14 protein-coding genes are annotated in these 14,277 nt (G+C 67.0%); 3 read left to right on the top strand and 11 right to left on the bottom strand.

The genetic code is table 11. The annotated features are described in order from the left end of the window. Window positions 1–24 precede the first annotated feature (24 nt). Both OU682_RS12430 and OU682_RS12425 read right to left on the bottom strand, forming a co-directional pair. Window positions 25–699, bottom strand: a complete 675-nt coding sequence (locus tag OU682_RS12430) for a methionine ABC transporter permease (RefSeq protein WP_268942447.1) — start codon at window positions 697–699, stop codon at window positions 25–27. Further along, window positions 689–1,750, bottom strand: a complete 1,062-nt coding sequence (locus OU682_RS12425; protein WP_268942446.1) for a methionine ABC transporter ATP-binding protein — start codon at window positions 1,748–1,750, stop codon at window positions 689–691. Before OU682_RS12425 ends, OU682_RS12430 begins: the two co-directional genes overlap by 11 nt. A gap of 798 nt (window positions 1,751–2,548) precedes the next feature. On the opposite strand from OU682_RS12425, the gene OU682_RS12420 reads away from it, so the two are divergent. The 3 genes from OU682_RS12420 to OU682_RS12410 all read left to right on the top strand — a co-directional run bounded on the left by OU682_RS12420 (window position 2,549) and on the right by OU682_RS12410 (window position 4,819). Next, complete coding sequence (locus tag OU682_RS12420; protein ID WP_268942445.1) at window positions 2,549–2,890, top strand: hypothetical protein; 342 nt, start codon at window positions 2,549–2,551, stop codon at window positions 2,888–2,890. Window positions 2,891–2,937: 47 nt separating this feature from the next. Then, a complete protein-coding gene (locus tag OU682_RS12415) occupies window positions 2,938–4,440 on the top strand; it encodes a phospholipase D-like domain-containing protein (RefSeq protein WP_268942444.1) in 1,503 nt (500 codons plus the stop codon). A 220-nt stretch (window positions 4,441–4,660) separates the two neighbouring features. Then, the gene (locus tag OU682_RS12410; protein WP_268942443.1) at window positions 4,661–4,819 is read left to right on the top strand and encodes a hypothetical protein; all 159 of its coding nucleotides are present in this window, start codon (window positions 4,661–4,663) and stop codon (window positions 4,817–4,819) included. Between the two features lie 386 nt (window positions 4,820–5,205). On the opposite strand, the gene OU682_RS12405 is transcribed toward OU682_RS12410, so the two are convergent. The 9 genes from OU682_RS12405 to OU682_RS12365 are packed head-to-tail and all read right to left on the bottom strand — an operon-like array spanning window position 5,206 to window position 14,190. Further along, window positions 5,206–5,643: a DUF6165 family protein gene (locus OU682_RS12405; protein ID WP_268942442.1), complete on the bottom strand. Its 438-nt coding sequence runs from the start codon at window positions 5,641–5,643 to the stop codon at window positions 5,206–5,208. 6 nt (window positions 5,644–5,649) lie between these two features. Further along, window positions 5,650–6,597 carry a glycosyltransferase family protein gene (locus tag OU682_RS12400; RefSeq protein ID WP_268942441.1) on the bottom strand — a complete coding sequence of 316 codons (948 nt, stop codon included), beginning with the start codon at window positions 6,595–6,597 and terminating at the stop codon, window positions 5,650–5,652. A 9-nt stretch (window positions 6,598–6,606) separates the two neighbouring features. Beyond that, entirely contained in the window at window positions 6,607–7,644 is a 1,038-nt protein-coding gene (locus OU682_RS12395; protein ID WP_268942440.1) for a UDP-glucuronic acid decarboxylase family protein, read from the bottom strand. A gap of 5 nt (window positions 7,645–7,649) precedes the next feature. Continuing rightward, complete coding sequence (locus tag OU682_RS12390) at window positions 7,650–8,735, bottom strand: CgeB family protein (RefSeq protein WP_268942439.1); 1,086 nt, start codon at window positions 8,733–8,735, stop codon at window positions 7,650–7,652. Further along, entirely contained in the window at window positions 8,732–9,814 is a 1,083-nt protein-coding gene (locus OU682_RS12385; protein ID WP_268942438.1) for a CgeB family protein, read from the bottom strand. The genes OU682_RS12390 and OU682_RS12385 overlap by 4 nt, the downstream gene beginning before the upstream one ends. Continuing rightward, window positions 9,811–10,920 (bottom strand): CgeB family protein, encoded by a 1,110-nt coding sequence (locus tag OU682_RS12380; protein ID WP_268942437.1) that lies wholly within the window; start codon window positions 10,918–10,920, stop codon window positions 9,811–9,813. Before OU682_RS12380 ends, OU682_RS12385 begins: the two co-directional genes overlap by 4 nt. Next, window positions 10,917–11,990 carry a glycosyltransferase family 4 protein gene (locus OU682_RS12375; protein ID WP_268942436.1) on the bottom strand — a complete coding sequence of 358 codons (1,074 nt, stop codon included), beginning with the start codon at window positions 11,988–11,990 and terminating at the stop codon, window positions 10,917–10,919. Before OU682_RS12375 ends, OU682_RS12380 begins: the two co-directional genes overlap by 4 nt. Continuing rightward, a complete protein-coding gene (locus tag OU682_RS12370) occupies window positions 11,987–13,075 on the bottom strand; it encodes an SDR family NAD(P)-dependent oxidoreductase (protein WP_268942435.1) in 1,089 nt (362 codons plus the stop codon). The genes OU682_RS12375 and OU682_RS12370 overlap by 4 nt, the downstream gene beginning before the upstream one ends. Beyond that, on the bottom strand, window positions 13,075–14,190 hold the full coding sequence (locus tag OU682_RS12365; protein ID WP_268942434.1) for an NAD-dependent epimerase/dehydratase family protein: 1,116 nt from the start codon (window positions 14,188–14,190) through the stop codon (window positions 13,075–13,077). The genes OU682_RS12370 and OU682_RS12365 overlap by 1 nt, the downstream gene beginning before the upstream one ends. Window positions 14,191–14,277: the final 87 nt, after the last annotated feature.

Below are 14,277 nucleotides of genomic sequence, written 5' to 3'. Positions count from 1 at the left end.
CCTTTCTTGTCTGCGAAGAAAACCTTAGCGGCCCCGGTTGCGAGGCGCGCGCTTGTCGAAGCGGGCGGCGATCCATTCGCCCACCGATTGCACCAGCTGGACCAGCACGATCAGGATCACGACCACGGCGGCCATCACCTCGGGCATGAAGCGCTGGTATCCGTAGCGGATGCCCAGATCGCCCAGGCCCTCGCCCCCGACAGCGCCGACCATGGCGGAATAGCCGATCAGGCTGACCACCGCCAGGGTCAGGCCAAGCGCGATGCCGGGCCGCGCCTCGCGGATCAGCACCTTGCGAATGATCTGCAGGGGCGTGGCGCCCATGGCGCGGGCGGCCTCGATCAGCCCCGCATCCACCTCGCGAATGGCGTTCTCGACAAGGCGGGCGATGAAGGGAATGGCGGCCAGCGTCAGCGGCACGATGGCGGCATTGGTGCCGATAGAGGTGCCGACAATTGCGCGGGTCAGCGGGATGATTGCCACCACCAGGATGATGAAGGGCACGGACCGGGTGGCATTCACCAGGAGCCCCAGCACCTTGTTCAGCCACGGCGCTGATAGCAATTCGCCGCGTTGCGAGGTGGCCAGGAACACGCCCAAAGGCAGGCCCACGGCGGTGCCCAGGATGGTGGATGCCGCGACCATATACAGCGTCTGCAGCGTCGCTTCCCAAAGAAGGGGCAGGAGGTTAGCGGACATAGCCCAGCACCTCGGTCAGAAGTCCGTGTTGTTCCAGATAGGCCCGCGCCTCCGGCCCCCGCGCCGCATCGACCGAGATCAGCAGATTGCCAAAGGGGTGGGGCCCTACCTCCTCGATGGCACCGGCCAGGATGTTGGAGGCGATGCCCCGTTCGACAGCCAGCTTCGACAGCATCGGGTCCGTGGCGTGGTTTCCGGCGAATGTCACGCGAACCACTTCCTCCGAGGGGCCCTCGGGGCGGTGATCCAGCAGCCGCCCGGCGATGAAGCCCGGCAGCGTGAGGCCGGTGACGCCGCCGAGGAAGGACCGGGTGGTCGGATGGGTAGGCCGGGTGAAAATGTCATAGATCGGGCCGCTTTCCACGATCCGGCCCCCCTCGATTACCGCCATGTGGCTGGCGATGTCGCGGAGCACGGCCATCTCATGCGTGATCAGCAGGATGGTCAGCCCCAGGTCGCGGTTGATGTCGGCCAAGAGCCGCAGCACCGTCTGCGTGGTCTCGGGATCGAGCGCCGAGGTCGCCTCGTCGGAGAGCAGCACCCGGGGCTGCGTAGCAAGCGCGCGGGCGATGCCCACGCGCTGCTTCTGCCCGCCCGAGAGTTCCGCCGGATAACGCCCGGCCAGGCCATCCAGACCCACGCGAGCGATGAGATCCGCCACGCGGGCGCGGACCTGGTCGGGCGGCGTGCCCGCGATCTCCAGCGGCAGGGCGATATTGCCCGCCACCGTGCGCGAGGACAGCAGGTTAAAGTGCTGGAAGATCATGCCGACCTCCCGCCGGATGGCGCGCAGCTCCGCCCCCTGGGCCCGGCCCACGTCCAGGCCTGCTACGGCCACGGTGCCGCTGGTCGGGCGCTCCAGCCCGTTCACCATCCGCAGAAGCGTCGATTTCCCTGCGCCCGAGCGGCCGATGATGCCGCAGATCGCACCGGGCTCGATCACCAGCGTGACGTCCTGAAGCGCGCTGACGCGGGCGCCGCCCGGCCCATCAAAGGCCTTGCCGACCCCTGAAAAGCTAATCGCCGCGCCTGCAATGGTGTTGCCGGTCATAGGTCTTGTCCTTGCGGCCCATTCTGCGGGTCCCTCCCGCCTTGGCCGAGTTGCCCCAATCCGAGCCCGGACGCAAGGCTGCTTGGCAACGGCGGCATCTGGTCTGTCGGCGGGATTTCAGAAGCCTGTGAAAGTTGAGCTGCAGGCACCGGCAGGAATGGAGCCCGCCCCTATAGGCTGTCTCCCAAGTGTTGATGACGTTGTTCGCGATACAGGTCGGTGCGGCGTAAGCTGGAAGAGGGTCGGGTTCGGACCCAGTCCAGCTCTTGTCCTGCTGCTGTAAACGCGGCTTCTGAAACTCGAGGTCTTCGGACTGATGGGTCCAGCCCAGATGTTCCTCACTGTTTTAACGATGATCAGCATCGTCAAATCTGCAGGCGACTGCCTGGGCACCCGGCGCAGCAGCGGCAAGGCAATACGGAAGACGCCTGGGGAAACCTGGTGCCGATCGGGGTTGGCGTTATTTCGGTCACGGGCAACTTCCTGGCGACGTAGATCACCGGCACTGTCGGCGCCACTGTCCTGAACGGCGGGCTTGGCAAGGAGACTTTGCTTATGAAGGGGGACAAGGGTCGGCTGACGGCTCCGGTAATGACCGGCAGGACCGAGAGCTTGCAGTTGATGCTCTGATCTCCCAGGGCGGCGCTGTCTGGATAACGAGGCTTGCGGAAGGGCATTGCGTCAAATGCGTCGCGCTGGACGACCTGATCATCGTCTGACGCTCTCGTCGGGTTGCTGCAACAAGACAGGAAAGGCGATGCCCACACCTCCTGTCTTGATTTTGCTTCTGGTGGATACATGTCCGCCACTGTCCTGGCAGCCCGCTCCGATGCCGCGCTGATCCGATTTCTGACACGCCAGGGCAATGGCCCGCAGGGCCGGCGCATCCGCCAGGTGCTGCCTGCTCGGTCGCGCCTGACAGGGCCGCCCGAGCTTCCGCGGCAGGCTCCCGCGGAGGTGTCATTGCGGCCCACGATGCCGTGGCTTGGCGGTAACGGGCGAGGTATGGCCGAACTGCCTGCCGCGCTACCCGGCCTCTTCGGACCGCCAAAGCCGAACGCTGCGGTGAACCCCTTCGGAGCCAAGCCGTTCGAAAAATCCTGCCTCATGCAACGATTTGGCAGCTTCGACCATTTCTAACAGGGTCCACCTGCCTCATTCAGTGGCATATTCAGAACCGAGGAACCATGTTCGAATTTCGGCCGAGCCATAATTGCTGGCGCGTTGAAACCGCCGACCGGCTTTCTGTCATCATAGATGGCAAGCATTACTTTCGTGCACTTCGCGAGGCTCTGCTCAAGGCTCAACGGCTGGTCATGATGATCGGCTGGGATTTCGACTTCCAGATCGAGATGCTGCCCGGGGAAAGCGACGAGAACGGCCTAGCCCCGGACGGCTTTCCGAACCGGATCGGTCCCTTTTTGGACGCCATCGTCGATCGGCGCAAGGACCTGGACATCTATCTGCTAAAATGGAGCGGTGGCGCACTGATCGCGCCAGGCGGCATCCTGCCTGCGCTGCAGGTCAAGCTGATGTCGCCCGAGCAGATCCACCTGGCCTTTGACGGGCGTCACCCGATCGGTGCCTGCCATCACCAGAAGATCGTCGTGATTGACGACAGCCTGGCCTTTTGCGGCGGCATTGACGTGACTGATGGTCGCTGGGACGACCGCGACCACCGAGACGACAATCCGCTGCGCTGCCTGAAGAGCGGTGACGGTGCACAGCCTTGGCACGATGCCTCGACGGTGATGGGCGGACGAGCCGCGGCGGCGCTGTCGGAACTGGCCCGCGCACGATGGGCCCGCGCCCATGATGCCGATGTGGATGAGGATTTCGCCCCCGGCGGCGACCTGTGGCCGGACAGCATCACGCCCGCCTTTCGCGACATTCCCGTGGCCATCGCCCGCACCGTCCCCCCCGAGGCGGACCAGCCCGGCATCCACGAGATCGAGGATCTGTATTTGGACGCGATCGCCGCCGCGCGCGATTGTATCTATATCGAGTCACAGTATTTCTGCGCTGACAGCATCACCCGCGCCATCGAGCGTCGGCTGCTCGAACGCGACGGCCCCCAGGTGGTGGTGATCAACCCCTATGCCGCCCAAGGCCATTTGGAAGATCAGGCCATGCATGTCACCCGCAGCCGGATGATTCGTCACCTGCGCACCCGCGACCGTCATGGCCGGTTTCGCATCCTTTACCCCGTCACCGAGAAGGGGCAGCCGGTCTATGTCCATGCCAAGGTCATGATCGTGGACGACAGGCTGTTACGAGTCGGCTCCAGCAATATTGATCGCCGCTCAATGGGATTTGATACGGAATGCGACGTGGCGATCTTGGCGCCCGACGGGGACACCCGTGCCCTGATCCGCGGCTTTCGCGACGAATTGCTGGCCGAGCATCTGGGCCGCGATCCCGCCGCCGTTACCGCCGAGATCGACCGTCAAGGCAGCGTAACGGCAGCTCTGGTTCGGCTGTGCCGCGCCCAGGGGCGTAGCCTGCGAGTCCTCCACCCCCGGCCAGGAACCTGGCTGGGCAGCGCCCTCGCCCGGACCCGCTTCTTCGATCCACGCTATCGGCGCAGCGCGCAGGCTCGGCTGGGAATCACCTCGCGCCACCTGATGATCGGCGCTGCGATCCTGGTGGGCAGCGCCCTGTTATGGAGCCAGAACCGGCGGAAAGGCTGAGTGGACCGAAGGAGCGGTCAGATCCTGTGTAGGTAGTCCGGCCTGAACAACCCTTAGAGCGTTGATTTCGTGTGCTGAAGCTGCGTATCTGTTCGCTTTGAATTGCAAGGTTTCGTATGCTTTGGCCAGAACCCCTGCAATTTCCGGTCGCCGATGAAGCCCCATTCCCGCGCCCTTGAACAGGATGACCTGCTCCGTCCACGACGGGTCGATATGATCGATGCGCGCCACGGCGCACGGCAAGCGTGATCTTGTCGCCGCCACGGACCTCGATCAGTTCGGCAGGCTTGATGACCTCGCCGCGGCGCTGAAACGCCTTGAGCGTGGCACCCGTGCTATCGTGACCTTTGGGGCGAGATTCATCTCGCATCTATTGTGACCCGTGCTGCCTGCCGCGTCATGACAGGGCGAGACCGCATGGCTTTGGAAGCAGAATGGGCAGGGGCGACCCCTGCCGCTCAACCTCGCCCCAAAAGTCACCATGCCGCGAGCGAGGAGGGCAAGCGACCTCGCCCCAAAAGTCACGATACCGCGCCCCGAAAGTCACTCTCAGGCGGAATGATCGCGTACAAACATTCAGGTGCTGCTCCTAACATGGACAAAAGGCCATCCTGCAAAAGGGTACCTTCCCGTCGTGGTGAGGAAGAAAAAGGCACTTCTGTCTCCCTCCCCGCATGTCCAGGACATGGGAGCAGAGAAGAAAGCGATGCCAGTGTCACATCTCCTTGGTCTCTGGCTTTCGCTCGCTCGCCCATGACGCGAGGCTCAGGGATGCCGATCTGAGATGACCGCCCCGGCTGTGGGGGTGGCAGCGTGGTATTTCTCCTCGACCAGCTCGGAGCGCAGCAGGGCGTTGATCTCGCGCTTCAGTGCCGCTCTTTCATCGTTCGTCAGATAAACCGAGCGTGCGAGTTCGACGAAGCCGGAATCGAACGCGGCGGCGGCCTCCTTGGCGCGGATGTCGTCCTCGATCCGCCACAAGGCCCCGTTCACGCGACGCAGGCCCTCGATCAGCGGGGCAAGGCCCGGCTGCGGCAGGACCGGGGCCGCGATATCGCGCAGAAGAGCAAGCTCGCGCCCCACATTGGCGCGGGCAGTGGGGTCGGCGATGCGGTCTGCCTTGATCTCCAGGATGGTGATCTTGTCCAGAAGCTCGCCCCAGGAGACGGGGGCAAGGGGCGCGGTCCGGAAATCCGAAGTCATGCTTGTTCACCCTTCTGCAGGCTGAAATCGGGGTTGGCGGTCCAGTGCGGCGGCCGCCTGGCCTATGACGCTGGCCCAGTCACCCGGCGCGGGCTGCCGCCAGACGCACACCGTCGGATACCAGGGCGTGCCTGTGCTCTCGACCGGCCAGCGCCAGTCCGGATCGTGCTTGGCCAGCAGCCAGACCGGCCGGCCCAGGATCCCGGCCAGATGGGCGATCATCGTGTCCACCGTGACCACGAGCGCCGAGCCGGCGACAAGCTCTGCCGTCCGCACCATGTTCAGCGGGCAGCCTTCCGGGTTCAGAACCGGGAGCGCGGTCGGCCCCGGCATCAGGGACAGCGCCGGACCATGGCAGAAGGACTGCATCATCGCCTCGGGCACCGAGCGCCCAGCATCCCAATCGCCCGCGCCCCAACACAAGGCTACCGTGCTGGGCGGCAGCGGGGCGGGCAGGATGTCCAGCGCGGGCATCGGCGCGCCGCCAGGGGAGGCACGCAAGGCAAGGGACAGTTCCATGATCTCGATATCGCAGTCCTGCGGTGGCAGGGGGCGGGCCACATCGAAGGGAACCAGCCGGTCGATGCCGGGAAATCCGCGGAACAGCGGCAGAAGATGGGGCTGCATCTCGACCGTGACCCGCGCCGCATGTCGCGCCAGCAGCGGCAGGAAGCGCGAGAACATCAGCGTGTCGCCAAGCCCGTGATAGCAGCGAACCAGCACCTCCCGGCCCGCAAAGGGGCGGCCGTCCCAGACCCAGCGGAGATGATAGGGCAGTTGGGGATTGTCGCGCGTCGCCGGATCGCGCCGTCCCATGGCCTCGGCCGCGATGGCCCAGGCCGTGGGAAAATCGCCCCGCCGCATGGCATCGGTCCAGGGATCGCGGGCCGACGGGGCCCGCCCCTCGACGACATGACCCATCCCAGGGCTGGCACCATGCGGCAAGGCGGTCATCCTTCGGCCCTAGCCGGCGATCCCGGCGGCGGCAGGTTCCGCGGCCAGTTCCGCCGCGAACCAGGCGCAGGTCGCTTCCAGCCCTTCCGCCAGCGGAATCCGGGGCGCCCAGTTCAGCAGCGCCCGGGCGCGGCTGATGTCGGGCCGGCGGCGGCGCGGATCGTCCACCGGCAGCGGGCGATGGACAACCGGGGCGCGGGTGCCGGTCAGGGTCACCACATGGCCCAGCAGCTCGGTCACCGTCATCTCGTCGGGATTGCCCAGGTTCACGGGTTCCATTCCGTCGATGTCAGCCTCCATCAGCGCCATCAGCCCCGCCACCATGTCCGAGACATAGCAGAAGCTGCGCGTCTGGCTGCCGTCGCCATAGACCGTCAGCTCGTCGCCGCGCAGCGCCTGGCAGATCAGGTTCGACACCACGCGCCCGTCACCCGGGTCCATGTTCGGGCCATAGGTGTTGAAGATGCGCGCAACGCGCACCTGCGCGCGGCCGGCGCGGCCATAATCGAAGGCCAGCGCCTCGGCGGCGCGCTTGCCCTCGTCATAGCAGGCACGGGGGCCGGTGCAGCTGACATTGCCGCGGTAATCCTCGGCCTGGGGATGGATCTCCGGATCGCCGTAAACCTCGCTGGTCGAGGTCAGGAGGAACCGCGCCTTGGCCGCCTCGGCCAGCCGCAACAGGTGGTTGGTGCCCACCACATTGGTCATCATCGTGTGTTCCGGGTCGCGCTGATAGAGGGGGGGCGAGGCCGCGCAGGCCAGGTTCCAGATGCGGGTGATGCGCGGCGCCATCCGTGTCAGGTCGGCCGGCAGCGGCTGGCTGATGTCGTGGCGCAGGAAGCGGAAGCCGGGCTGGCCTTCCAGGGCCCGCAGGTTCGAGGGCCGTGAGGTCTGCAGGTTGTCGAGGCAAAGAACCGATTCTCCCCGGTCCAGCAGAGCGCGGCACAGATGCGATCCGATGAAGCCTGCGCCCCCGGCGACGACGTTCAGCGCCAGGGGCTGCACGGTTCCGCGAGGGCCATGATCCAGGTTGGTCTGCTTCCTCATGCTGCTTATCCCTCTGCTGTTTCGACTGGACGCGCGCCAGCCTTGTGATGTGCCGACTCGGCCAGATGGGCTTCCAGTTCGGCCGCGCGATGATCGGCGCTATGCGCGGTTTCGATGCGGGCGCGAGCCGCACTGCCCATGGCGCCGGCATCGCTGTCCAGCGCGGCCAGCACATCGGCCGCGCCGTCGGCCAGAACGATTTCCTGCCCCGGCCGGAACAATGTCTCGATCCCGTCCCAGCGATCCGAGATGATCGGCGTGGCGCAGGCCCCTGCCTCGAAGAGCCGGACCGAGGGCGAGAAGCCCGCCCGGATCATGTCGGCGCGCGTCACGTTCAGCGTGAAGCGGCTGGCCGAGTAGAAAGCGGCGTGGTCGGCGGGCGGGCAATGCTCGATCCGCTCGACATTTTTTGGCCAGTCGATGCCCGCCGGATACTGCGGCCCGGCGACGACGAAGCGCAGGTCGGGGCGGCTCCGGGCAGGTTCGATCAGCAGCCGCTCCAGTGTGGGCTGGCGGTCGTCGCTATAGGTGCCCAGATAGGACAGGTCCCAGCGGAGCGGCACCTTTCGCGGGCCGTAAAGGTCCAGATCGACCGAGCAGTAAAGCGCCCGTGCCATGGGCGAGGCGTAACGGCTTTCGATATGCCGCAGCGTCGGCCCGCCCGTGAAGGACAGGTAGACGTCGAAGCCGGGAATGATGGCGGGCGACAGATATTCGAAATCGCCCCGTTCCAGCTTGGCCAGCGTCACGGGCGTGTCGATGTCGTAGAAGGCCGTCACGCCCCGGGCCCAGGACTGGACACGACGCGAGACCTCGACCCCCTCGGGGACGTAGCTGCCGACGATCACCGCATCCGCTTCCGCGATCTCGTCCCGCCAGCGATCCAGCCCGGGCAGGTCCGCATAGAACTCCAGCCGGCACCAGTCGGGGTCGGACAGATCGCGCTGGCTGGCATACCAGGGCACATCGCGTTCCAGGAACAGGATCTCGTGCCCGCGCCCGGCAAAGGATTTCAGCAGCGCGCGGAAGGTCGTCGCGTGGCCATTGCCCCAGGACGACGACAGCGACAGGCCCAAGACGACCAGCTTCATGCCGCCATCCCCTTCGCCTGCGCCTTGAACAGCGCGTCCACCTGTGCGCCCCGCAGGGCATAGGTGTGTTCCGCCTTGACCCGTGCCAGCGCCGCCTGACCGATCTCGCGCGCCCGTTCCGGTGTCAGCGCCGCCAGGTGGTCGGCCACGTCCTGCCCGTCGCGGGCGACCAGAACCTCACGGTCCGGGGTCAGGAACTGCTCGATCCCCTCCCAGGCGTCGGTGATGAGGCAGGCGGCGGCGCCGGCGGCCTCGAAGACGCGGGTGGCAGGGGAAAAGCCCACATTCGCCATGCTGTCGCGGGCGACGTTCAGGACGGCCAGCGGCGTGCAGTTGAAGGCGTTGTGTTCATGCGTGTAGACATGGCCCAGATGGCGGACGTTGCCCGGCATGGGCTTGCTGTCCCAGCCGTTGCCACCAATCAGGAAGCTGCGGTCCGCAAGCAGCGCGGCGGGTTTCAGGAAGAACTCCTCGACCCGCGCCTCGCGGTCGGGCAGGCGGTTGCCCAGGAAGGCGAGGTCCGAGGCGAACTTGGGATTGGCAGGCGCGGGGTGATGCGTCGCCGGATCCAGCGCGTTGTAGACCGGCTCGCACAGCTTCGCGCTGAAGCCTTTATAGGCATCGAGCACCGGGGGACCGCCGCCATAGGTCAGCACCATGTCGAGGCCGGGCAACGCCTGCCGCACGGGATGGCTGTCATCGGCGCGCATCTCGTCCAGGGTCGCCGCCGCGTCCACGTCCCAGAAGATCTTCAGCGCGCCGGGCCTGGCCCCCGCGACCACGCCTTCCAGCAACTCGCGGTCGAAGACGCCGACGCCGTTGGCCTTCACCACGATGTCGGCTTGCGCCGCCTCGGCCAGGACGCCACGCATGGCAGCTTCCGTCGCGGGATAGACGACCGAGCGGCACCAGTCGGGCGGGTCGATGTCGCGGTGCTTCTGGCGGTCGAAGGCGTCCGGTTCGTAGAAGGTGATGTCGTAGCCGCGCTTGGCCAGTTCCCCCAGCACACCGCGGTAATAGGTGGCAGCACCATTCCAGTAGGACGACAGAAGGCTGGATCCGTAGAAGGCGATCTTCATGCCGCGGAGGCTCCTTGGTTGAGGCCGAGCTGGGCGGCGATGGACAGCAGTTCCTGCGCGCGATGGGCGCAGGTGTGGCGGGCGCGGATGGTTTCCAGCCCGTGCGCCACCAGCGAGGCGCGCAGGTCGGGGTCATGCGCGAGGTCGCGCAGATGGGCGGTCATTTCCGCGCCGCCGCGGGCGAACAGGAAGTCCCGGCCGGGGCGGAACAGGTTCTCGCTGTCCTCCCAGGGGGCCGAAACCAGCGGGATGCCGCAGGCCAGGGCCTCGAAGACGCGGATGGTCGGGATGCCGGGCAGCATCGTGGTATAGAAGCGGCGCGGCACGTGGACGGTCGCCCGATGGCGGGCGAAGATCCCCGGCGCGGCGGCATTGGGCGCCCAGCCGTGATAGCGTACGCCATAGCGGTCCAGAGTCGCCAGCGCCTCGGCCGGGTAGCGCACGCCGTAGATGTCGAGCGGCAGGCCCGCATCCTGTGCCGGCCGGAACAGGAAAGACTCCAACTCCTCGGTCCGCTCGCCGTCCCCCCAGTTGCCGATCCAGACAAGGCCCTCGCGCGCGCTTTCCTGCGCGGGCGGGTGGAACAGCCTTGTGTCGGCGGCCTCGTGCCACGTCCAGACGCGGTCGCCCCAGCCCCAGCGGCGATAAACCTCGGACAGCGTCTCGCCAAAGGCCAGCACGCCGTCGAAGCCCGACAGGTCGAAGGCGCGGATGGCCTCGGGGTCGCTGACGGCGCGGTGGTGCGTGTCGTGGAACAGCAGCTTGAAACGGGCGCCGGTCTTGCGGGCCCGGCTAAGGGTCGCGGCCAGCGTCGGGTCGTTCCATTCGTGGACGATCACCAGGTCGGCATCGCCCGCCAGATCCGCCGGATCGGCGGCAGGGTCGTAGGTCTCGACCGACAGATCGGGATAGTTCTGGCGGAAAGGGTCAAGCCCCGCCTGCCCGTGGTCGCGCAGCAGGTTTTCCAGACTCCAGGCGCCCTGCGGTTCCAGCGCGCGGACAGCATGGCCGCGGGCCGACAGATCCCGCAGCACGCCGCGCAAGAAATGCGCGTTGCCGTGGTTCCAGCAGCTTTGCAGCGAATGGGTGAAATAGACGATCTTCATGCGGCTTGGATCCGTCTCAAAAGCGCGTCGCGATAGATCTCGGCCATCCGGGCGGCCGTCGCGGCGGGGGTGTAATGGGCTGCGCGGCTCCGGGCGGCCTCGCCCTGCGCGGCGTGGCGCGCGGGGTCTGTCAGGGTCGCGGCAATGGTATCGGCAAAGCCCTGCGCATCGCCGGGCTCGACAAAGCGGGCGGCGCCGTCCCAGAGTTCTCGGAACGTGGGAATGTCCGACAGCACCAGCGGGCAGCCGGCTTGTGCCGCTTCCAGAACGGCAAGGCCGAAGGGCTCAAACCGCGCGGCGCTGGCGAAGACCGGGCGGCGGGCCAGCCAGTGCGCGATGATCTCGGCCGGAAGCGGGCCGGTGGCCTGCAGATGTGCGGGCGTCACCGTCGCACCATGCGGGGCGCGGGTGGACCCGATGGCGACAAAGGGGGCGTCCAGGCGCGCGGCGGCCGCGTCCAGGGTGGCTGTGTCCTTCGCCTCGTCCCAGAGCCGCCCGACGGTCAGCGCGCCGGGAAACGGTCGCGCATCCGGCAAGGGCATCGGCGTGCGACCGTTATGGACCGGCAGGGGCATCACCGGCAGGCCATAGCGGCGGGCGGTGGCCTCGGCATAGGCGCGGGTGGGTGCCACCACGAGATCCGCCGCGCGCAGGCCCTGGCCCACCAGGTCCGGCAGCCAAGCCAGGGTCGGGTTCACCGCCCCGCCGCGCGCCGCGTCCCACCAGGTCCCCAGGCAGCCGTGGTTGACCGCCACGACCGGCCGGTCGAAGCGTGCGACGGCCAACGCCGGCGCATTCAGATGCACCAGATCCGCGCCCAGATCGCGGGCGAGCCGAGCGATGGCCTCACCCGCCGCCAGCACCGGCCCGGGCCCGTCGCTCAGCCAGTCGAGCGGCAGGTCGGTCTCCACCAGCCGCAGGCCGGCAGCCTGCGCCGCCGCGCGCTGGTCGGCGTCGGGCGCGGGGCCAAGCACGGCCAGCACCACCTCGGCCTGCAGCGCGGCGGCAAGCTCCAGCGAATAGTGCCAGACACCTCCAACCGCGTCGGAGGTCATCAGAACCCGCATCATGCGGACTGCGCCAGGGGGGGCAGGCCCACGGGCAGGTTGATTCCGCTCTCGGCCGCCAGCCACTGGGCAAGCCGGGTCACCCCGTCCTGCCAGTCGACCTTCGGCGACAGGTCCAGCGCCTGTTCCGCCGCGCGGGTATCGGCCACGAAATAGCGCTGGTCGCCCGCCCGCCAGTCCGAAAAGGCGATGTCCACGGGCCGGTCGATGATCCGGCCCACGAAGTCCAGAAGCTGGCGCAGGCTGACCGCGTTCCGCGGCCCGCCGCCCAGGTTGAAGACCCGGCCCGAAACCTCGTCGATCCGCTCCCATGCCGCCAGATAGGCTTCCACCGCGTTTGACACGTCCAGGATGTCGCGGACCTGGCAACCATCACCGAACAGGGTGATCTGCTGGCCCTTCAGCGCGCGGATCAGGAAATGGGCGACCCAGCCCTGGTCCTCGGTCCCCATCTGGCGCTGGCCATAGATGCAGGACATCCGCAAGACGCAGGTGGGCACGTCGAAGCTGCGGGCATAGTCCAGCACATACTGGTCCGCCGCGCCCTTCGAACAGCCGTAAGGCGTGTGGAAATCCAGCGGGCGGGCCTCTCCGATGCCATGGGCGCGGACCTGCGGCTCCGTCGGGCGATAGGCCTCGCCCTCCAGCGCGAAGTCGAGGTCGGCCAAGTCGCCATAAACCTTGTTGGTCGAGGCGAAGACCAGCGGCGTGTTGTCGGCCTTGGCGCGCAGCGCCTCCAGCAGGTTCATCGTGCCGATCAGGTTGATCGTCATGTCCTCGACCGGCTCGACCATGCTGGTGGTCACGGCGACCTGGGCAGCCAGGTGGAAGACCACCTTGGCCCGCTGCACGGCAGCCGCCATGCGGGCGGTGTCGCGGATGTCGGCGAGGATGTGCTCGATCCGGTCGCCGTGGCGGGCCTGCAGCCAGGCAAGGTTGCGCTCCACGCCGGGGCGGCTCATCGCGTCATAGACGATGACCCGGTGCCCCTCGGCCGCAAGGCGGTCGGCGAGGTTCGAGCCGATGAAGCCCGCGCCGCCTGTGACCAGCACCGGGCGCGGATCGGCGGATGCGTCGGTCCGTGCCATCACGCCACCAGCCCGCGCTTGTCCAGTTCCGCCCGCATCTTTTCTACGTTATCCACCGCCGTCTGGCTGGCGACCCATTCGGCCAGTTCCCCCAGACCTTCGCGGAAGTCCGTCTGCGCGGTGAAGCCCAGCTTCTCGGCCGCAAGCGTCGTGTCGCAGAAGCAATGGCGGATGTCGCCGATCCGGGCCTTGCCGACGATCTGAGGCTCCAGGGCGTTGCGCCCCATGGCCCGGCCCAGTTCCTGGGCGACCTCGGTCACGGAACGGTCATGTCCCGAGCCGATGTTGAAGGTTCCGCCCGCCGCCTGCGGCAGGGACAGCGCCTCGGCAAAGGCGCGGGCCACGTCGGACACATGGACGAAATCGCGACGCTGTTCGCCGTCCTCGAAGATCATCGGCGCCTGGCCGTTGAGGTAACGCGAGGCGAAGATCGCCAGAACGCCCGTATAGGGGTTCGACAGCGCCTGGCCGGGGCCGAAGACGTTGAACAGCCGCAGGCACACGCCCTCGATCCCGTAGGGAGCGGTCATGATATGGGTGGTGCGCTCCTGCACGAACTTGTTCAGCGCATAGATGGAGGCGAGGTTCGGGCGCTTCCATTCCGGCGTGGCGACCGGGGTCAGCGGGCGGCCCTGGGCGTCGGTCGGATCCCACTGCTTCAGCCCGTCCCGGATGCCTACCCGCTCGGCGTCTTCCACCAGCTGGCCGTCGGCATCCTTGTAAAGACCCTCGCCATAGATCGACATCGAGGAGGCCGTGACCACGCGGCGCACCGGGTTGTCGATCAGCTTCTCGAACAGCACGGCGGTGCCCACGTCATTCGTGGACGTATACCGCTCGACCTCGTACATGGACTGGCCCACGCCGACCTCGGCGGCCAGATGGATCACGCTGTCGGCGCCTTTCAGCGCACGGCTGACCGCCTCGGCGTCGCGCACGTCACCCTGGATGAACTCGGCTTCCGTGTTCAGCGCTTCAGGGCGACCCGCTCCCTCTCCGTGCACCTGCGGAATCAACGCATCCAGGACGCGGACCTCGTGGCCTCGCTTCAGCAACTCGTCCGTGACGAAGCGGCCGATGAACCCTGCGCCGCCGGTGATCAGAACCTTTTCCAACTTGTCCCCCTGGCCTCTATTTAAGAAATTGTATCGGTTTCAGTGTTATGATGTAAAAGCCTCCATGCAAGTTTTGTTCCATCTTCT

The sequence above is a fragment of the Paracoccus benzoatiresistens genome (assembly GCF_026913015.1).
Taxonomy (GTDB): Bacteria; Pseudomonadota; Alphaproteobacteria; order Rhodobacterales; family Rhodobacteraceae; genus Paracoccus; species Paracoccus benzoatiresistens.
This window is presented reverse-complemented; position numbering and strand designations above follow the sequence as displayed.